The organism is Sphingomonas adhaesiva (assembly GCF_002374855.1).
GTDB lineage: Bacteria > Pseudomonadota > Alphaproteobacteria > Sphingomonadales > Sphingomonadaceae > Sphingomonas > Sphingomonas adhaesiva.
This window is the reverse complement of sequence record NZ_NWVC01000004.1, coordinates 90,568-109,062: the sequence shown is the minus strand read 5'-3', so window position 1 is coordinate 109,062 and position 18,495 is coordinate 90,568. Positions and strand designations below refer to the sequence as shown.

At 70.3% G+C, this 18,495-nt stretch carries 15 protein-coding genes; 5 read left to right on the top strand and 10 right to left on the bottom strand.

Annotated features, from left to right (window positions below):
• Window positions 1-34 precede the first annotated feature (34 nt).
• Entirely contained in the window at window positions 35-481 is a 447-nt protein-coding gene (gene queF / locus COA07_RS10180) for a preQ(1) synthase (protein ID WP_066711521.1), read from the bottom strand.
• A gap of 74 nt (window positions 482-555) precedes the next feature.
• Here queF and COA07_RS10175 point away from each other — a divergent pair, with 74 nt between their 5' ends.
• Genes COA07_RS10175 through COA07_RS10165 form a run of 3 tightly spaced genes read left to right on the top strand, consistent with a single transcriptional unit; the run spans window position 556 to window position 3,883 of the window.
• Entirely contained in the window at window positions 556-1,404 is an 849-nt protein-coding gene (locus COA07_RS10175; RefSeq protein WP_066711522.1) for a sulfurtransferase, read from the top strand.
• Entirely contained in the window at window positions 1,401-2,606 is a 1,206-nt protein-coding gene (metC, locus tag COA07_RS10170) for a cystathionine beta-lyase (RefSeq protein ID WP_066711523.1), read from the top strand. Before COA07_RS10175 ends, metC begins: the two co-directional genes overlap by 4 nt.
• Window positions 2,603-3,883: a mechanosensitive ion channel family protein gene (locus tag COA07_RS10165; RefSeq protein ID WP_245842108.1), complete on the top strand. Its 1,281-nt coding sequence runs from the start codon at window positions 2,603-2,605 to the stop codon at window positions 3,881-3,883. Before metC ends, COA07_RS10165 begins: the two co-directional genes overlap by 4 nt.
• Before the next feature lie 333 nt (window positions 3,884-4,216).
• Here COA07_RS10165 and COA07_RS10160 read toward each other — a convergent pair whose 3' ends face one another.
• The 9 genes from COA07_RS10160 to COA07_RS10120 form a co-directional block, all read right to left on the bottom strand.
• Entirely contained in the window at window positions 4,217-4,675 is a 459-nt protein-coding gene (locus tag COA07_RS10160; protein ID WP_096640939.1) for a DUF3035 domain-containing protein, read from the bottom strand.
• A complete protein-coding gene (gene lspA / locus COA07_RS10155; protein ID WP_066710174.1) occupies window positions 4,668-5,177 on the bottom strand; it encodes a signal peptidase II in 510 nt (169 codons plus the stop codon). The genes COA07_RS10160 and lspA overlap by 8 nt, the downstream gene beginning before the upstream one ends.
• Window positions 5,174-7,948 carry an isoleucine--tRNA ligase gene (gene ileS, locus COA07_RS10150; RefSeq protein ID WP_066710178.1) on the bottom strand — a complete coding sequence of 925 codons (2,775 nt, stop codon included), beginning with the start codon at window positions 7,946-7,948 and terminating at the stop codon, window positions 5,174-5,176. Before ileS ends, lspA begins: the two co-directional genes overlap by 4 nt.
• Window positions 7,949-7,972: 24 nt before the next feature.
• Window positions 7,973-8,899 carry a bifunctional riboflavin kinase/FAD synthetase gene (locus COA07_RS10145; RefSeq protein WP_066710180.1) on the bottom strand — a complete coding sequence of 309 codons (927 nt, stop codon included), beginning with the start codon at window positions 8,897-8,899 and terminating at the stop codon, window positions 7,973-7,975.
• Window positions 8,900-8,909: 10 nt separating this feature from the next.
• Entirely contained in the window at window positions 8,910-10,061 is a 1,152-nt protein-coding gene (locus COA07_RS10140; protein ID WP_066710182.1) for a dipeptidase, read from the bottom strand.
• Between the two features lie 34 nt (window positions 10,062-10,095).
• Window positions 10,096-10,563, bottom strand: coding sequence for a dihydrofolate reductase (locus COA07_RS10135; RefSeq protein WP_066710185.1), 468 nt, complete (start codon window positions 10,561-10,563; stop codon window positions 10,096-10,098).
• A 224-nt stretch (window positions 10,564-10,787) separates the two neighbouring features.
• Window positions 10,788-11,582: a thymidylate synthase gene (locus COA07_RS10130; RefSeq protein WP_083956828.1), complete on the bottom strand. Its 795-nt coding sequence runs from the start codon at window positions 11,580-11,582 to the stop codon at window positions 10,788-10,790.
• Between the two features lie 49 nt (window positions 11,583-11,631).
• On the bottom strand, window positions 11,632-13,380 hold the full coding sequence (ggt, locus tag COA07_RS10125) for a gamma-glutamyltransferase (RefSeq protein ID WP_066710190.1): 1,749 nt from the start codon (window positions 13,378-13,380) through the stop codon (window positions 11,632-11,634).
• A gap of 15 nt (window positions 13,381-13,395) precedes the next feature.
• Window positions 13,396-16,806 (bottom strand): TonB-dependent receptor, encoded by a 3,411-nt coding sequence (locus COA07_RS10120; protein WP_245842107.1) that lies wholly within the window; start codon window positions 16,804-16,806, stop codon window positions 13,396-13,398.
• A 163-nt stretch (window positions 16,807-16,969) separates the two neighbouring features.
• On the opposite strand from COA07_RS10120, the gene COA07_RS10115 reads away from it, so the two are divergent.
• Both COA07_RS10115 and COA07_RS10110 read left to right on the top strand, forming a co-directional pair.
• On the top strand, window positions 16,970-17,524 hold the full coding sequence (locus COA07_RS10115; protein WP_066710197.1) for an RNA polymerase sigma factor: 555 nt from the start codon (window positions 16,970-16,972) through the stop codon (window positions 17,522-17,524).
• Entirely contained in the window at window positions 17,521-18,486 is a 966-nt protein-coding gene (locus tag COA07_RS10110; RefSeq protein WP_096640937.1) for a FecR family protein, read from the top strand. The genes COA07_RS10115 and COA07_RS10110 overlap by 4 nt, the downstream gene beginning before the upstream one ends.
• Window positions 18,487-18,495 lie beyond the last annotated feature (9 nt).

Genomic DNA, 18,495 nt, shown 5'->3' with positions numbered 1-18,495 from the left:
AGCGGGGCGCGGCGGACCGACGCGGCCCGCCCGGTCAGCCGCGGCCGCGGTACGGCGCGACGCCCTGATCGGGCAGCCACACCCCCTCCGGCGGCGGGCCGGACTGCCAGAAGACGTCGATCGGCATCCCCCCGCGCGGATACCAGTAACCGCCGATGCGCAGCCAGCGCGGTGCCATTTCGCGGAACAGCCGGTCGCCGATGCCCACGGTGCAATCCTCGTGAAAGGCGGCGTGGTTGCGGAACGATCCCAGGAACAGCTTCAGCGACTTCGATTCGACGATCGTGTCGCCGGGCACGTAATCGATCACCAGATGCGCGAAATCGGGCTGGCCGGTCACCGGGCAGAGCGAGGTGAATTCCGGCTGCACGAACCGCACCAGATACGCGGTGCCGGGGCGCGGGTTGGGAACGTAATCGAGCGCCGCTTCCTCCGGCGATGCGGGAAGCGTGCTGGCCTGGCCAAGGAACTTCGGTGTCATGTTCGCGCACATAGTCCCGCGCGCGCGCAATTGCGACCTGTTCCCTCGCCATCCCGCGCGGCTATGGAGGGGACATGGAACCCCTTGTCTCCACCGAATGGCTCGCCGGCCAGCTGGGCGCGCGCGACCTGCGCGTCGCCGACGCCACCTATCACGTGAAGCTGCCGGGCGCGCCGCCGCGCGATGCCGCGGCCGAATTCGCCGCCGGGCATATCCCCGGCGCGGTGTTCATGGACCTTGACGGCTTTTCGGATGCCGCCAGCCCGCTGCCCTCCACCCTGCCCGGCCCCGCGCAATTCGCCAGCCGCATGGGAAAGCTGGGGCTGGGCGACGGCACGCGCATCGTCCTGTACGACGATGCCGCGCACCACACCGCGGCGCGCGCCTGGGTGATGCTGCGCGCGTTCGGCTTCACCGAGGTCGCGATCCTGGACGGCGGGCTGGCGAAATGGCGCGCGGAGGGCCGCACGCTGGAAACCGGCCCCGGCGCCTCCGCCCCGCGCCACGCCACCCCGCGCGAGATCGGCGTCGGCATCCGCGACATGGCCGCGGTGCGCGCGATCGTCGCTGACGGCGGCGAACAGCTGGTAGATGCCCGCTCGCCCGCGCGCTTCACCGGCGAGGAAGCCGATCCGCGCCCCGGCATCGCCGCGGGGCACATGCCGGGCGCGCGCAACCTGCCGTATAACCGGCTGTTCAACGCCGACGGCACGTGGAAGCGCGGCGCGGACCTAGCCGCCGCCTTCACCGACGCGGGCGTCGACCTCGACCGGCCGATGACGATGACCTGCGGATCGGGGATCACCGCCAGCGTGCTGGCGTTCGGCGCGCATCTGCTGGGCCGCGACGCCGCGGTATATGACGGCAGCTGGACCGAATGGGGCGCCGACCCTTCCACCCCCAAGGCGACGGGGGCGGCATGAGCGACGACACCGATCACGGGCACGACATCGCACCCGCCACGCGCGTCGTCACCGCCGGGCGGCGCGACGAATGGACCCGCGGCATCGTCAACACCCCCGTGTGGCGCGCCTCGACGATCCTGTACGACGATGTCGCCGACCTGCGGGCCGCGGCGGGGAAGGACACGCACCACCGGCTGTTCTACGGCCGGCGCGGCACGCCGACGCAATGGAGCCTGGCTGACGCGCTGACGCAGCTGGAACCGGGGGCGGAGGGGACGTTCCTCTACCCCTCCGGCGTCGCCGCGATCGCCGGATGCCTGCTGGCGATCCTGTCGCCCGGCGACGAACTGCTGGTGACCGACAGCGCCTATGACCCGACGCGGTCGATGGCCGGCGGGCTGTTGCGGCGGATGGGGATCACCACGCGCTTCTACGATCCGCTGATCGGCGCCGGCATCGCCGACCTGATCGGCCCGGCGACGCGCGCGATCGTGATGGAAAGCCCCGGCAGCCTGACGTTCGAGGTGCAGGACGTCCCCGCCATCGCCGCCGCCGCGCGGGCGCGCGGGGTGGCGACGGTGCTGGACAATACCTGGGCCACGCCATTGCTGTTCCCCGCGATCGCGCACGGCGTCGACTACACGATCCTGGCGTGCACCAAATATGTCGTCGGCCATTCCGACGTCATGCTGGGTTCGGTCACCGCCGCGCCGGGGCGGTTCGCGGCGCTGCGCGACACCGCGTTCCAGCTGGGGCAGGTGACCGGCCCCGACGATGCCTGGCTGGCGTCGCGCGGGCTGCGCACCATGGCGGTGCGGCTGAAACAGCATCAGGACAGCGCGCTGGCGATCGCGCGCTGGCTGGACGCGCAGCCGGGCGTCGCGCGCGTGCTGCACCCCGCGCTACCCTCCTGCCCCGGCCATGACGTGTGGGCGCGCGATTTCGCGGGATCGTCCGGGCTGTTCTCCTTCGTGCTGGATGGCGGGGACGAACGCGCGCGCGCCGCGCTGATCAACACGCTGGCGCATTTCGGCATCGGCTACAGCTGGGGCGGCTATGAAAGCCTGGCGCTGCCGGTCGATCCGCACCGCTATCGCACCGCCACCACCCCCGATGTCGCCGGGCCGCTGGTGCGGTTGCAGATCGGGCTGGAGGATCCGGGCGACCTGATCGCCGATCTCGACCGCGGGCTGGCGGCGTTCCGGGCCGCGCGCGGGTGAACGAATGGGTCACCGTGCTGGCGCGCTACGGCATCCCGCTGCCCGGCCGTGCGCAGGCGGTGGAGGCGGCGGTGGCCGGCGCACTGGTGCTGCTGGCGCTCGCCATCGGGGTGGCGGCGGGGCGTGCACTCGGCCCGCGGCTGGCGGACTGGTGGAAGGATCATGTCGCCGGCCAGACCGGTGAGGGGCTGCGCCCGCGGCTCGGGCTGATCGTGCGCCACGGCACCGCCGCGCTGCTGCTGGCGGTGGTGCTGGTCGCGCATCGCTGGTCGCCCTGGGCGGGCGCGCCGGTCGGGCTGGCGCTGGGCAGCGCCGCCGCGCTGACGACGCACCAGCTGATGCGCGGCGTCGGCATCCCGCGCTGGGCGTCGTGGACGGTGGAGGCGATCGTGTTCGTCGCGCTGTTCAGCCGCGCGGTCGGCGGGCTGGAGCCGATCACCGCGACGCTGGATGCGATCGCGGTCACCATCGGGTCGCGGCGCCTGTCGCTGCTGGCGCTCATTTCCGCGCTGGTGACGGTGGTGGTGCTGATCGCGCTGGTGCGGGTCGTCAATCGCGTCGTCGCGCATGCGATCGACCGCACCCCCGCGCTCGACCCGACGCAGAAGATCCTGGCGCAGAAGATCGCGGGCATCGCCGCGGTGGTCGTCGCCTTCCTGTTCGGGATCGACCTGATCGGGATCGACCTGACCGCCTTCGCGGTGTTTTCCGGCGCGTTCGGCCTGGCGGTCGGTTTCGGGATGCAGAAGACGATCGGCAACCTGATCGCCGGGATCATCCTGCTGATGGATCGTTCGATCAAGCCCGGCGACGTGATCGTCGTCGGCGAAAGCTTCGGCTGGGTGAACAAGATCGGCGTGCGCGCGGTGTCGGTCGTCACCCGCGACGGCAAGGAACATCTGATCCCGAACGAGGATCTGATGACGCGCGAGGTGGAGAACTGGTCCTATTCCGACCGCAACGTGCGCGTGCGCATCCCCGTCAGCGTCGCCTATGACAGCGACCTGAAACTGGCGCAGGACCTGATGCTGAAGGCCGCGCTGGCCAGCCCGCGCGTGCTCGCCAGCCCCAAGCCGAACGTCTGGCTGACCGCGTTCGGCAACGACGGGGTGGAGCATGAGATACTGGCGTGGATCAGCGACCCCGAAAGCGGCGTCGGCAACGTCCGCTCCGACGTGCTCAACCGATTGTGGTGGATGTTCAAGGACGCCGGCATCGCCATCCCCTTCGCCCAGCAGGACGTCTACATCCGCAGCTGGCCGGAACAGCGGGGCTAATAGCGGAGGGAGGAAGCGAGCGTTTGCCGCGCGCCCCCACTCCGTCATCCCAGCGAAAGCTGGGATCTCCCGCGACTGGCGCGACGCCCGCTTCGCAAAGGCCCCAGCCTGCGCTGGGGCGACGGGCATCGGGCAATCGTCACCCCGGCGAAGGCTGCGGCCTTCGTGGAATGCGTGCCGCCCGCCCCGTGGAACCCGTCACCCCGGACCTGTTCCGGGGTCCACTGCTCCGCGAGTCCCGACCTGGCATGTTTGCGGGTGGGTGGATGCCGGAACAGGTCCGGCATGACGACGCGAACGTTCGCCCGCGCTCGGTCGCGCGCCCCCGGTCGCTTACTGTTGCGGCGCGGGCGTCGCGCTGGCGGCCGGCGCGGCGGTCGCCCCTGCGGAGGCGCGGGCGCCCTGCCCGTCGCCCTGCGGCGCGGCGATGATGTCGCGGGTCGTCTGCCCCTTGTCGATCACGTTGGTCTGCGGATCGCCGACGGCGGAGCGGATGCCCGCCTGCGCCGCGCCGGTGCCGCCGGCTTCGTCGATCACCGCGCCCTGCGTGCCGGTGCGCTGCGCCGGGCCGCCGAACAGCGCCTCCAGCGTCTGCGCCTGGGTGTTCACGCCCTGCGTCCGCGCGGCGCCCGGCTGCGGCGGGACCAGCGCGAAATCGGGCGGGATCACCAGCGGGGGCTGGCGCGCGACGGCGAATTCGTCGGGACGCGCACGGTCGTAACCGCTCTTCCCGCAGCCCGAGACAAGGGCAAGCGCCGTGAGCGAGGCCACCACGACGACAGACTTACGCATGGACATTCTCCGAAGGATCGGGCCGCTTCTCGCGGATCAGGAGCGCGCGTGCCAGCAGAATCAGCACGCCGATGGTAATCGCCGCATCCGCGACGTTGAAGATCAGGAACGGGCGCCATTCGCCGAAATGCAGGTCGGCGAAATCGACGACATAGCCCAGCCGGATGCGGTCGAGGATATTGCCCAGCGCACCGCCCAGCACCAGCCCCAGCGCCAGCCGGTCGGCGCTTTTGTCCTCGCGCGTCATCCAGATCGCGACGCCAGTGGCGATCGCGGCGGTGAACGCCACCAGCAGCCAGCGGGTCAGCTCGGTCTCGGCGCGCAGCATCCCCAGCGACACGCCCTCGTTCTTCGTGAAGCGCAGGTCGAAGATCGGCAGAATCGTCTTGTACGCGCCCAGGAAATCGACGCCCAGCGGCCCGGTGACCAGCCATTTCACCGCCTGGTCGACGACGAACACCGCCGCCGCCACCGCCAGCCCCGCACGCGGCACCTTGCTCACGCGCCGGCCCCGACGACGTCGGCGCAGCGCCCGCACAGCCCGTCGTCCGCCGCCACGTCGGGCAGGTGGCGCCAGCAGCGGCCGCACTTGCGGTAATCGGTGCGCGTCACCGACACCGTATCGCCCGGCGTCACCTTGGCGACGATGAACGCCTCCGCCAGCGCGGCGGCATCCAGCGGCAGCTCGGGTACCGTCACCTCCGCCTCCAGGCTGGAGCGGACGGTCTTTTCACGGCGCAGCGGCTCGATCGCCTCGGTCACGCGCGCGCGCAGCTCACGCACTGCCCCCCAGCGCGCGGCGACGTCCTCTCCGGTTTCCGGGGGCAGTTCGGGCCAGTCGAGCAGGTGGACCGATCCGTCCGCATCGGCGAAGCGCGCCTGCCACACCTCCTCGGCGGTGAACACCAGCACCGGCGCGGCCCAGCGCACCATCGCGTGGAACAGCACGTCCAGCATCGTGCGATAGGCGCGCCGCGTCACATCGCCCGCGGCATCGCAATAGAGCGAATCCTTGCGGATATCGAAGAAGAACGCCGACAGGTCCTCGTTCGCGAAATCGCTCAGCAGCCGGACGTAGCCGTTGAAGTCATACGCCTCGACCGCGCGGCGCAGCTGCGCGTCCAGCGCATGGGTGAGGTGGAGCATGTACCGCTCCAGCTCCGGCCATTCGCCCACCGCCAGCCGCTCCGCCTCGTCGAACCCGTCCAGCGCGCCCAGCAGGTAGCGGAACGTGTTGCGCAGCTTGCGATACTGGTCCGCCACCCCGGCCAGGATCTCCTTGCCGATGCGATGGTCCTCGGTGAAATCGACCGACAGCGCCCACAGCCGCAGGATATCCGCGCCGTAATCGCGCATCAGGTCCAGCGGGTTGATGGTGTTGCCCAGCGACTTGGACATCTTCATGCCCTTGGCGTCCATCGTGAAGCCGTGCGTCAGCACCGCGTCATAGGGCGCCCGCCCGCGCGTCCCGCAGCTTTCCAGCAGCGACGACTGGAACCAGCCGCGATGCTGGTCCGACCCTTCCAGATACAGATCGGCGGGCCAGCTCAGTTCCGGCCAGCGCCCGCTGTCGAGCACGAAGGCATGGGTGCAGCCCGAATCGAACCACACGTCCAGGATGTCGGTGACCCGCTCGTAATCCGCCGGGTCGCGATCGGGGCCGAGCAGCGCGGGCATTGCCGCGTCGCTCCACGCATCGACGCCCTCTTCGCGGAAGGCCGCGACGATCCGCGCGTTGACCTGCGGATCGACCAGATACTGGCCGGTGCGCCGGTCGACGAACAGCGCGATCGGCACGCCCCACGCGCGCTGGCGCGAGATCACCCAGTCGGGCCGCCCCTCCACCATCGCGCCGATGCGGTTGCGGCCCTTTTCCGGCACGAACCGCGTCGCCGCGATCGCCGCGATCGCGCGGTTGCGCAGCGTGTCGGCCTCTCCGTCGATCGGCCGGTCGACCGCGATGAACCACTGCGGGGTACAGCGATAGATCACCTTCGCCTTGGACCGCCACGAATGCGGGTAGGTGTGCTGGAAATCGTCGCTGGCGGACAGCAGCAGGCCGGTGTCGCGCAGGTCGGTGCAGATCGGCCCGTCGCTGGCGACGAACTTCTTGTTGATGACGCTGCCCTGCCCCCCCAGCCACGCCCAGTCGTCGCGGTACATGCCCGCGGCATCCACCGCGAACACCGGCTCGATCCCGTGCTTCTTGCACAGTTCGAAATCGTCCTCGCCATGGTCGGGCGCCATGTGGACCAGCCCCGTGCCCGCGTCGATGGTGACGAAGTCGCCCTCCAGGAACGGGCGCGGCGTGGCGTAGAAGCCGCCCAGATGATGCATCGGATGGCGCACCGTCGCGCCTTCCAGCACCGGCCCCTTGATGAGCGCGACGATCCCTTCCAGCTTCAGGCCGGTGCGCTGGGAGAAGGCCGGGAACAGCGGCTCGGCGACCAGATACTTCTTCCCGCCGCTTTCGAACTGGAGGTAGTCGATCGCCGAACCGTAGGCGATCGCCTGGTTGACCGGGATCGTCCACGGCGTGGTGGTCCAGATCGGCGCGATCGTGCCCGCCAGCCCCGGATATTCGGGGCATTGGATCACCTCGAACCCGACGTCGATCTGGGTGGAGGTGATGTCCTCATATTCGATTTCGGCTTCGGCCAAGGCGGTCTTTTCGACCGGGGACCACATCACCGGCTTCGCGCCGCGATACAGCTGGCCCGTCTCGGCGAACTTCATCAGCTCGGCGACGATCGTCGCCTCCGCGGCGAAATCCATCGTCAGATACGGCTTGTCCCAGTCGCCGTTGATGCCCAGCCGCTTCAGCTGCTCGCGCTGGGTGTCCACCCAATGCTGCGCATAGGCGCGGCACTCGGCGCGGAACTCGCGCGGCGGCACCTCATCCTTGTTGCGCTTCTTCTTGCGATATTCCTCCTCGACCTTCCATTCGATCGGCAGGCCGTGGCAATCCCAGCCGGGGACATAGGGCGCGTTCTTGCCCAGCAGCGTCTGGGTGCGCACCACCATGTCCTTCAGGATATGGTTCAGCGCATGGCCGATGTGCATGTCGCCATTGGCATAAGGCGGGCCGTCGTGGAGGATGAACGTCTCGCGCCCCGCGCGCTCCTGGCGCAGGCGGCGGTACAGGTCCATGTCCTGCCATCGCGCCAGGATCGCCGGCTCCTTCTGCGGCAGCCCCGCCTTCATGGGAAAATCGGTCTTCGGCAGGAAGACGGTTTCGCGCCAGTCGCGCGGCGTGTCGGATGCATCGGCCATGGAATGTCAGGCCTTAGCGCGCCGTTATTCCGCCAGCAACTCACGTGCGCGCGCGCAGTCGCGGTCCATCTGCGCGACCAGTTCGTCCAGCCCTGAGAATTTCGCTTCCGGGCGCAGATAGTCGATTAGCGCGACCTCGATCTCCTGCCCGTACAGGTCGCCCGAAAAGTCGAAGAAATACGGCTCCAGCAATTCCTTGGGCGGCTCGAACGTCGGGCGCACGCCCAGGTTTGCGGCCCCGGGCACGACCCGTCCGTCGGGCAGGTATCCGCGCACCGCATAGATGCCATAGGCAGGGCGCAGGTAATCGCCCATGTCGACATTGGCGGTGGGATAGCCGATCGTCCGGCCCAGCTTGTCGCCATGCTGCACCGTCCCGCGAATCGCGAACGGGCGCGTCAACAGCCGCGCCGCGCCGCGCATGTCGCCCGCGCGCAGCGCCTCGCGGATGCGGGTGGACGATACCGGCGCCCCGTCCAGCATCACCGGGCCGACGGTGTCCACCGCATAGCCGCCGCGCGCACCCGCCGCGCGCAGCATCGCGACCGTGCCGCGCTTTGCGTGGCCGAAGGTGAAATCCTCGCCGGTCACCACGCCGGCCACCTGCAACGCGCGCTCCAGCCGCTCGGCGATGAAATCCTCCGCGCTCAGCGCCGCCAGCGCGGCGTCGAACCGGAACACCACCATCGCATCCGCGCCCGCCTGCGCGAACAGCCGCGCGCGCTGGTCCAGCGTGGTCAGCCGGAACCACGGCGCATCGGGGCGGAAATAGCGGACCGGGTGCGGATCGAACGTGGCGACCAGCGCCGGGCGCCCTTCGGCGCGCGCACGCGCCACCGCCCGGCCCACCACCGCCTGATGGCCCAGGTGCACGCCGTCGAAATTGCCGAGCGCGACGATCCCGCCCGCCAGATGGGCGGGCACCGCCGAGCCGCCGTCGAGCCGCTCCATGCCCCGCGCTCTAGGGGCGTGCTTCCTCCGGGGCAATCCCGGCGCGCACGACACGCAAGACGTTGCCGCCCATCACCTTCGCCACGTCGTCGCGCGACAGCCCGCGGTCCAGCAGCGCCTGCGCCACCGCCGGCACGCCCGCCGCGTCGAACCCGGTCGTCACCGCGCCGTCGAAATCCGATCCCAGCCCGACATGGTCGATCCCGGCCACATCGCGCACGTGCAGGATCGCGGCGGCGACCCTGTCCGGCGTGGTGCCGCAGATCGCGGCCTCCCAGTAACCGATGCCGATCACCCCGCCGGTGCGCGCGATCCCGCGGATCTCCGCATCGCTCAGGTTGCGGTTGACCCCGCACGTCGCCTGCACGCCGCCATGGCTCGACACCACCGGGCGGCGCGCCATCGCCAGAATGTCCGCCACCGCCGCATGGCTGGCATGCGCGACGTCGACGATCATCCCCAGCGCCTCCATCCGCCGCACCACCTGCCGGCCGAGCGGGGTCAGCCCGCCCTTGTGCTCGCCATGCATCGAACCGGCGACGTCGGTGTCGAAGAAATGCGCGAGGCCGGCCATGCGGAACCCCGCGACGTACAGCCGGTCCAGGTTGGCGATATCGCCCTCCATCGCCTGCAACCCCTCGATCGACAGCATCGCCAGCACCGGCGCGCCGCGCTGTCCCGCCCCATCCAGATCGGCGGGAAGGTGCACCACCCGCAACCGCCCGCCCGACGCCGCGGCATAGCGGCCCAGCTTCTCGGCATGGAACAGCGATCGTTCCAGCAACGATCCCCAGGTGCGCCGCGGCTGGCGCTGCGCGATCACCAGCGCGGTGATATTGTCGCTGTCGGCGCCGTTGGCGTCGTAATTCTGCCCGCGCGGCGTCTTCGTCACCGATGAGAAGACCTGCAGCGCATAGCCGCCCGCGATCAGCCGCGGCAGGTCCACCTGCCCGCGGTCGGACCGCAGCAGCAGGTTGCGCTGCCACATCAGCGTATCGGCGTGCATGTCGGCGACCGGGAAACCGCGCGCGGCGGCGGTGATCCGCAGCGGCACCGGCACCACCTTGTTCATCGACCCTTCGACCCAGGCCGGCGCGAACAGGAAGAAGCCGGCCGCCGCCAGCATCAGCAACGCCGCCCCGCCGATCAGCCATGTGCGCACGACGATTCTCCCCCGCCCGTTGCCGGGACGGAGGTTAGCGCACCAGCGTCACGAAGTCATAGGCCGGGCGATCGCCGTCCGCCGGATGCGCCTCGCGCGCGATCTCGCGCCAGCCGTCGAACGCGGGCACGCGCGCATCGCCGTCGGGCGTGCAATGCACCTCGGTCAGTTCGATCCGGTCGGCGCGGGGCAGCATCAGCGCATAGATTTCCGCGCCGCCGATCACCGCCACCTCGCCCGCGCCGGCGAGCGCCAGCGCCGCGTCGACGTCATGCGCCACCTCCGCGCCGGGGGCGTGCCATGTCGCGTCACGGGTCAGCACGATATGCCGGCGTCCCGGCAGCGGCGCGGGGAAGCTGTCGAACGTCTTGCGCCCCATCACCATCGGGCGCCCCATGGTCAGCGCCTTGAAGCGTTTCAGGTCGGCGGGCAGCCGCCACGGCAGCCGGCCGTCGACGCCGATCACGCCATTGTCGGCGCGCGCCAGGACGAAGAAGATCATGCCGCCCCGGCTATCGCGGCGCGCGCGCGGCGTAAAGTCAGCCCGCGGGCCGCGCCGTCGCAGCGGGCGGGGCGGCGGCGGCACCCAGCGTCGCGCTCCATTGCAGCGCCAGCGCGCACAAGGTCGCGATCACCGCCACGAATACATATTCCCGCATCGTCCGCTCCCTTCCGAACCATGCGTTTACATGTGTAATCGACGTGCTGAACCGCGCCTGAACGCGCTCAGACGGCGACCGGCGCCTTGATATGTGGCTGCGCTTCATACCCGTGGAGGACGAAATCCTCCGCTTCGTAGGCGTCGATCGCCGGCGCGCACCGCGTGATCTCCAACCGCGGCAGCGTTCCGGGCGCGCGCTCCAGCTGCGTGCGCGCCTGCTCCAGATGGTTCGAATACAGGTGGCAATCGCCCCCGGTCCAGATGAAGTCGCCCACGTCCAGCCCGCATTGCTGCGCCAGCATGTGCGTCAGCAGCGCGTAACTGGCGATGTTGAACGGCACCCCCAGGAAGATATCCGCCGACCTCTGGTACAATTGCAGCGACAGTTTGCCGTTCGCGACATGCGTCTGGAACAGGCAATGGCACGGCGCCAGCGCCATCGCGTGCAGCTCGCCCGGGTTCCACGCCGTCACGATCTGCCGCCGCGACGCCGGATTGGTGCGGATATCCGCGATCAATCCCTTGATTTGGTCGATATGGCGGCCGTCCGCCGTCTCCCAGTCGCGCCATTGCTTGCCGTAGACCGGGCCGAGATCGCCGTTCTCGTCGGCCCATTCGTCCCAGATGCTCACCTTGCGGTCCTGCAGCCAGCGCACGTTGGTGTCGCCGCGCAGGAACCACAGCAGCTCGACGATGATCGATCGCAGGTGGAGCTTCTTGGTGGTCAGCACCGGAAACCCCTGCGCCAGATCGAAGCGCATCTGGTGGCCGAACACGCTGAGCGTGCCCGTACCGGTCCGGTCCATCTGCCGCGCGCCCGAATCGAGCACGCGGCGCATCAGATCGAGATATTGCTGCACCCCGCCGGGATAGCCCCCCGCCCCCGCGCCGCCAAGCCCGCGTCAGCGATCAGCGCGCGGGCACCGCCGCCGCATCGGGGCGCCGCGTGTCCGCCGCGCCCAGGAAGGCATCGCCCTCCACCATGATGCTCTGGATGCTGCCCATCGTGTTCGACGGGCGCACGCGATGCCCCTTCGCCTCCAGCAACGGCACGATATCGGGGGAAAATCCGCCCTCCAGCTCCAGCGGCGCATCGCCGCCGCCCTGGTTGATGCGCGGCCGCTCGGCGGCCTCCGCCACGTTCAGCCCGTGGTCGATGACGTTCGACAGCAGCTGCACCATCGTCGCGATGATATAGCCGCCGCCGGGCGTCCCGGTGACCAGCCACGGGCGATCGTCCCGGAACACGATCAGCGGCGTGATCGTCGATCCGACGCGCTTGCCCGGCACCGGCCGCGTCGCATCGCGCGTCGCCCCGCCGCCGCGCCGCGACCACGACAGGTTGCCCAGCGAATTGTTGAGCAGCACCCCCGTCCCCGGCGCGACGACATGCGCGCCATAGGAAGCGGACAGCGTATAGGTGTTGCTGACGGCATTGCCCTGCGCATCCACCACCGAGAAGTGCGTCGTGTCCTTGCTTTCGAACGGATAGGGATTCCCGTCCGGCAGCGTCCGCGCGTCGAGCGAACGGTCGGGGCGGATCAGCCCGGCCCGCTGCGTCGCATAATCCTTGCTCGCCAACCCGCGCGCCGGGGTCTGCCAGTCGGGCGCGCCGCCCACCAGCCGGCGGTCGGCGGACACGATCTTCATCGTTTCCGACAGCAGGTGCAGGTTGGCGACGCTGCCCCATTTCGCCTCCGCCACCGGGAAGCGTTCCAGGATATTCATCGCCTCCGCGACGCTCACCCCCGATGCGGTCGGCGGCATGTACGCGATGCGCCGCCCGCGATAGCTGGACCAGATCGGCTCGGAAACGATCGCGCGATACCCCGCCAGGTCGACAGCATCGATGATCCCGCCGCCCGCGCGGATGCCCGCCGCCAGCTTCTGCGCCAGCGGCCCACGGTAGAAGGCGTCCGCCCCGCCCGCCGCGATCGCCCGCAGCGTGGCGGCCAGATCGGGCTGGCGGAACGTCTCGCCGGGAGCATAGGCCGTGCCGCCCGGCTTGAAGAACATCGCCATCGCCGCCGGATCGTCGGCCATCAGCCGCCGCTGCTCGGCATTGGCCTTCGCCTCGTCCTCCGACAGCGGCACGCCTTTGTCCGCCATCGCGATCGCCGGCGCCAGCAACGTGCCCCACGGCAGCGACCCGAAGCGGCGATGCGCCTCCCACAGCCCGGCGACCGTGCCGGGGATGGCGACGCCCTTCATCGACATCACCTTCGCCTGGTCCAGTTTGCCCGCCGCGTCCAGCAGCAGGTCGGGCGTGGTGTGGCGCGATGCCTGGCCGTAATAGTCGATCGCGATCGTCTGCGCCGGCCGCCCGCCCCGCGCCGCCATGTGCACCAGCATATAGCCGCCGCCGCCGACATTGCCCGCGCGCGGCAGCGTCACCGCCAGCGCAAAGCCGGTGGCGACCGCCGCGTCGACGGCGTTGCCGCCCTTGCGCAGGATCTGCGCGCCGACCTGCGCCGCCAGCACGTTCTGGCTGACGACCATCCCGCCGCGCCCCACCACCGGCTTGTGGATCTGGTCATAGGCGACGATGTCGCCCCCCGACGGCGTCGCCGCCCGCGCCGGCGGCTCCTCCTGCGCCGCCGCCACCGGCATCGACGGGACGGCAGCGATCAGCGCGGCGGCGGACAGGCGGCGAAGCATCGGGATCGTCCTTCCTTAGAACGAGGCGCGCAGATTGGCGTACCAGTAGCGGCCATAGGGGGTGTAGAGCGAACCCAGGAAGCCGTTCGACGACAGCGGCGGCTTCGCATCGGTCAGGTTGCGCACGCCGATGCGCATCCGATAGCGGCCCTCGCGCTTGTTGCCGACGGTGATCTGGCCATACAGATTGTAGGTCATCTGGCTGTCGATCAGCCACGGCACGCCCGCGCTGTCGATCAGCCCGGTGTCCTCGACATCGCCGGTATATTGCGTGAACGCGCCCAGCTCGAACTTCTCGTACCGCCAGTTGGCCGATCCGGTGACGCGCCAGCGCGGCTTGCCGTTCTGGCGCACCAGGCTGCCGGCGTCGGCGATGTTGGTGCCGGCGTTGATCTTCCCCGATGCGCGCGCGTCGATCAGCTCCTGGATCGGCGGCGACGGTTCGAGGAAGAACTTGTCGAGATAGGCGGCGTTGGCCGCGAACGAGAAGCGCCCCGCCCCGAAGTCCGGCAATTCCCAGGTCGCGCCCAGATCGACGCCCGCCGCCTCCTGCGGCAGCAGGTTGACGTACTGGTCGCGCACGTAATCGACGCGGCCGACCGGCGCGATCCCCGATCCGGCGAACAGCGCGATATCGTCCGCGGTCGGCGCGGCGCGGATCACATTGGGGTTGGTCGTCCCCGACACGCGCGCCAGATAGTCGGCGATCAGCGCATTGCCCTCCCCGAAGATGCCGACGATGCCCTTCTGCTGGACGTGCCAGTAGTCGGCGGTGAAGGTGACGCGGCCCAGCGATCCTTCCAGGAAGCGGGGTTCCAGCACCACGCCCGCGCTCCAGGTGTTCGACGTTTCCGGCTTCAGGTCCGGATTGCCGGCGCGCTGCGCCTGGATCGCGAAGCCCTGCGCGCAATTGGCGAAGCTGTTGATCGCGCCGGTGCGCAGCTGCGCCTCGCACCGGATCCAGTCGGTGCGCGTGTTCGACCGCGTCACGACGCGGGCGTTGATCTGTTCCAGGTTCGGCGCCTTGAACCCTTCGGCATAGGAACCGCGCAGGCGCAGCCCGCGCACCACTTCCCACGCACCCGCGATCTTGGGCTTGGCCACCGATCCGACGTCGCTGTAATGTTCGAACCGGCCCGCCAGCTGCACCTCCAGGCTGCGCATCAGCGGCACGTTCATGTCCGGCGCCACCACCGGCACCGCCAGTTCGACGAAGGCAGCGGCGACGGTGCGCCGCCCGCTGGTGTCGGGCGACGGGCTGGTGCCGACCAGGTCGGAGCCCAGCTTCGTCCCGGTGACGCTGTCGGTGAAAGTGATCGTGCCGTCGACGCGCGGGTCGCGGTCGTCCAGCTGCGTTTCGCGGCGCACTTCCGCCCCGAACGCGATGCCCAGATTGCCGCCCGGCAGCGTCAGCAGGTCCGCGCGCGATGCCTTGATGTCGGCCAGCGCCAGCGTCGACTTGCTGAAGCGCGTGGTCGTGATGCGGATCGCGTTCAGCGCGGCGGCATTGCTGAGCGTCGTGTCGGCGCCGCTGGGGTTGGCCAGATCGCTGCCGTTGAACGGATTATAGGCATCGGGCGTCGACAGGCCCAGCTGGCGCTGCAGCGCGGTGGCGCTGATCCCGTCCGACGTGTCGCGCACCGTCGCCTGCGAATACAGCGCCGCGCTTTCCCAGCGGAAGCCCAGCCATTCCCAGCGCAGCCCGGCCAGCGCGCGCCACTGGTCGTTCTTCACATGCACCAGATTGGGGCCGGCGTCGGCGATATTGTAGCTCGACAGCGTCACCGGCAGCCCGGCCGCTGGCGCGTTGATCCCGGGCAGGCGGTTGGGGTTGGCGGCGCCGTTCAGCACGGTCGGGCCGAACGGATTGTAGTAATTGGTCGCAGGGATGACGATCGGCAGCGAGCTGAGCGTGCCCGACGACGACTGGATGCTGTCGGTCGTCGCCGAATAATAGCCCGCTTCCCCAAACAGCTCCAGCCCGTCGGTCAGGTCGTAATGGCCGTTCAGGAACAGGTTGATCCGCTTCACCTTCGGCTGGATGTACGTGTCATAGGCGACGCGCGGATCGAAGCGCAGGTTGCGATCGGCGGCGGCGGTGTTGGTGCCATCGTCGATGCACAGCCCGTTCTTCAGCCCGGTCGTCGCGTTCGTCTGACAACCGGTGTTGGTCGACGGCTGGATATGGAACTGGCCGGACGCATTGGTCAGCACGGTGCCGTTCTGGCGGACCTGCACGTTGCCGACGGTCTGGAACGATCCCCATGGCGTGATCGCCGCGCGCCCGTCGAGCGCATTGACCCCTTCGAAGCGGGTGCCGACGAACAGCGGGCGCTTGTCGTCGGAGGCGGTGTAATCCTGTTCCGAACTGCGCAGCCCCGACCGCGTGGCGTAGCTGGCGAACAGCGTCACGTTGCCGCGCCCGCCGCCCAGGTTCTTGCCCAGCAGCAGGTTGAGGTTGCTCTCGGTCAGGCTGGTGCCTTCGGGATAGCCGGTCTGCCCCTCGATCTGCACGCCGTCGTAATCGGTGCGCAGCACGGTGTTGACGACGCCGGCCACCGCGTCGGATCCGTAGATGGCGGCGGCACCGTCGCGCAGCACCTCCAGCCGCTCCAGCCCGAACACGGGGATCGCATTGGTGTTGTACGTCAGCACCGGCACCAGATTCTCGTCCGCGCGGCTGGTCGGGTGGTTGACCACGCGCCGCCCGTTGAGCAGCACCAGCGTGTTGCCGACGCCCAGGTTGCGCAGGTTCACCGACCCCACGTCGCCGCGCGCCGCGTTCGAGCTGTTGGGCAGGTACGAGCTATTGAAGGTGACGTCGCCCAGCTGCGGGATCGAGCGGAACAGCTCGTCGCCGGTGACCGCGCCGGTATTGGCGATCTGCCGTTCGTCGACCACCGTCACCGGCAGCGCCGCGGTGGTCTTCGCCCCGCGGATCTGGCTGCCCACGACGACGATATCGTCGGCCGCGGCAGGGGCGGCGGCGGCGTCATCCGCCGTCAGCGCCGCCTCGACCTGGTCGTTCGACGGGACGATGCGCCCTTCGTCCGATGCGGGCGACGCGGCCGGCGCCTCCTGCACCAGCGCGGCGGGACGCAGCGCGGCGGCGACCGGCCGGGCGATCACGCGGACGCGGTTCGGGCCGGTATAGCGCCAGGTGTAGCCGCTGTTCGCCAGCAACCGGTCGAGCGCGCCGCCGGTTGTGAAGCGCCCGGCCAGCCGCGGCGCGATCTTCGTCCCGATCGCCGGATCGGTGAAGACCAGCTGCACCCCGGTCTGCTGCGCCACCTGCAACAGCGCGCTGTCCAGCCGCCCCGCCGCCACGTCGACCGCCACCGCGCGGTCGCCCGAAGCCGCCTGGGCGGGTGTGGCCAGCGCCACGGCGCACGCGGACAGCAACAGGAAATGCATCGTCTTCTTCATTGGGTCCCCCGACCGTCGACAGGCTCCCTGCACCTGTCCTCCATGCTGATGACGCACGATCTGGCGATCGCGAACCGCCGCGGGGATAATTTTTTTGCGCGCACCCTATTACCTGTTCGCATTGTCCGCGCTTTCGCGTCATGTCCGCGGGGGTGACCATCGCATGAGACAGGAAAGCGCGCCCGGACCGGGCGACCCGCCCGAGGCCCGGAGCGGCCAGGCACCGGCGTGGAGCGACGGGGCGCTCGCCACCTATCGCGCCGCGCTGCGCTCGTTCGTCGCGCGCCGCGTCGCCGATCCGCACGAGGTCGACGACCTGGTGCAGGAAGCCTGCGCCCGGCTGATGTCCAGCGTGCGCGAACGCGCGGTGGAGACGCCGCAGGCCTATCTGTTCCGCATCGCCGCCAACCTGATCGCCGACCGGCATCGCCGCAACCTGCCGACCGTCCCGTTGGCCGAGGAGCATCACCCCGCCGTCGCCGCCGAGCAGGAGGAACGCCGCCGCGCCGCCGACGTACGCGTGGCGCTGGCCGATGCGCTGGCGGAACTGTCGCCGCGGGTCCGCGACGTCTTCGTCCTGCGCCGGTTCGAGGAACGCAGCACCGGGGAGATCGCCCGCGACCTGGGGATCAGCCCGCGAATGGTGCAGAAACACCTGACGAAGGCGACCGCGCACCTCTATCGCCGGCTCCACCATCTGATGGAGCGCGGCGCATGACCGGCCCGTCGCCCCGCCCGCCCGCGCCGCTGGGCGTGCGCGCCGAAGCGGTGTTCGAGGCACTGCACGACGGGCGCGGTGCCGACCTGCATCCCGACGACCGGGCCGAGGCGGAGGCCTTCTGGAACTGGCTGGGCCGGCAGGACGCGCCCGCGGTCGAGGAGGCGCCCGCCCCGCCGCGCCGGCGCGGATGGTGGCTGGCGGCGACCGCCGCGGCGGCGGCGCTCGCGCTGACCGTGGGGGGACGTCACCTCTACACCGCGCCCGGCCCCGCCGCCGCACCGACCGCGACCGAATATGCCGCCGGCCACGCCGAACGCCGCGTCGTCCGGCTGGCGGACGGGTCGACGGTCACGCTGGCCGCCGACAGCCGGGTGGCGGTGCGGCTGACGCCGACACGCCGCGACCTGCGGCTGATCGCGGGCGAGGCGCTGTTCCAGGTCGCGCACGACACCGCGCGCCCGTTCGTCGTGGCGACGCCGCATGGCGAGGTGCGGGCGGTCGGCACCGCGTTCGACGTGGCGTTGCGCGCGGGCGATGCGTCCGTGGCGGTGGTGGACGGGACGATCCGCATCGCCCTGCACGGTACCGGTCCGGGGGCGGCCGAACCGATCGTGAAGCTCGCTTCCCGCGGGGAGCGCGTGGCGTTCGGCACCGCGCGCCGCGACGGGCAGGACGTCGGCTTCATCAGCCAGTCGGTCGCCGCCGATCCCGAGACGATCACCGCCTGGACGCGCGGCAAGCTGGTGTTCCGCGGCGAGCCGCTGTCCGACGTCGTCGCGACGGTGAACCGCTATGCCACCGAGCAGTTGCACGTCAGCGATCCGCGCCGCGCCGCCACGCCGGTGTTCGGCGTGGTGGACCAGGGCGACGTGGCGGCGGTGCGCGACCTGATCGACGACCCGGACGCGCTCACCATCTCGCGCGCCGCCCCCGCCCCGGCCCCGCCGGCGGCGTCCTGACCGACACGC

Bases quoted from the DNA above. Each gene is read 5' to 3' on its own strand.
- COA07_RS10175 (WP_066711522.1), top strand. From the start codon at position 556: ATGGAACCCCTTGTCTCCACCGAATGGCTCGCCGGCCAGCTGGGCGCG.
- queF (WP_066711521.1), bottom strand. From the start codon at position 481: ATGACACCGAAGTTCCTTGGCCAGGCCAGCACGCTTCCCGCATCGCCG.
- ileS (WP_066710178.1), bottom strand. From the start codon at position 7,948: ATGGCCGATGCATCCGACACGCCGCGCGACTGGCGCGAAACCGTCTTC.
- ggt (WP_066710190.1), bottom strand. From the start codon at position 13,380: ATGCTTCGCCGCCTGTCCGCCGCCGCGCTGATCGCTGCCGTCCCGTCG.
- COA07_RS10120 (WP_245842107.1), bottom strand. From the start codon at position 16,806: ATGAAGAAGACGATGCATTTCCTGTTGCTGTCCGCGTGCGCCGTGGCG.
- COA07_RS10115 (WP_066710197.1), top strand. From the start codon at position 16,970: ATGAGACAGGAAAGCGCGCCCGGACCGGGCGACCCGCCCGAGGCCCGG.
- COA07_RS10160 (WP_096640939.1), bottom strand. From the start codon at position 4,675: ATGCGTAAGTCTGTCGTCGTGGTGGCCTCGCTCACGGCGCTTGCCCTT.
- COA07_RS10110 (WP_096640937.1), top strand. From the start codon at position 17,521: ATGACCGGCCCGTCGCCCCGCCCGCCCGCGCCGCTGGGCGTGCGCGCC.
- COA07_RS10145 (WP_066710180.1), bottom strand. From the start codon at position 8,899: ATGGAGCGGCTCGACGGCGGCTCGGCGGTGCCCGCCCATCTGGCGGGC.
- metC (WP_066711523.1), top strand. From the start codon at position 1,401: ATGAGCGACGACACCGATCACGGGCACGACATCGCACCCGCCACGCGC.
- COA07_RS10135 (WP_066710185.1), bottom strand. From the start codon at position 10,563: ATGATCTTCTTCGTCCTGGCGCGCGCCGACAATGGCGTGATCGGCGTC.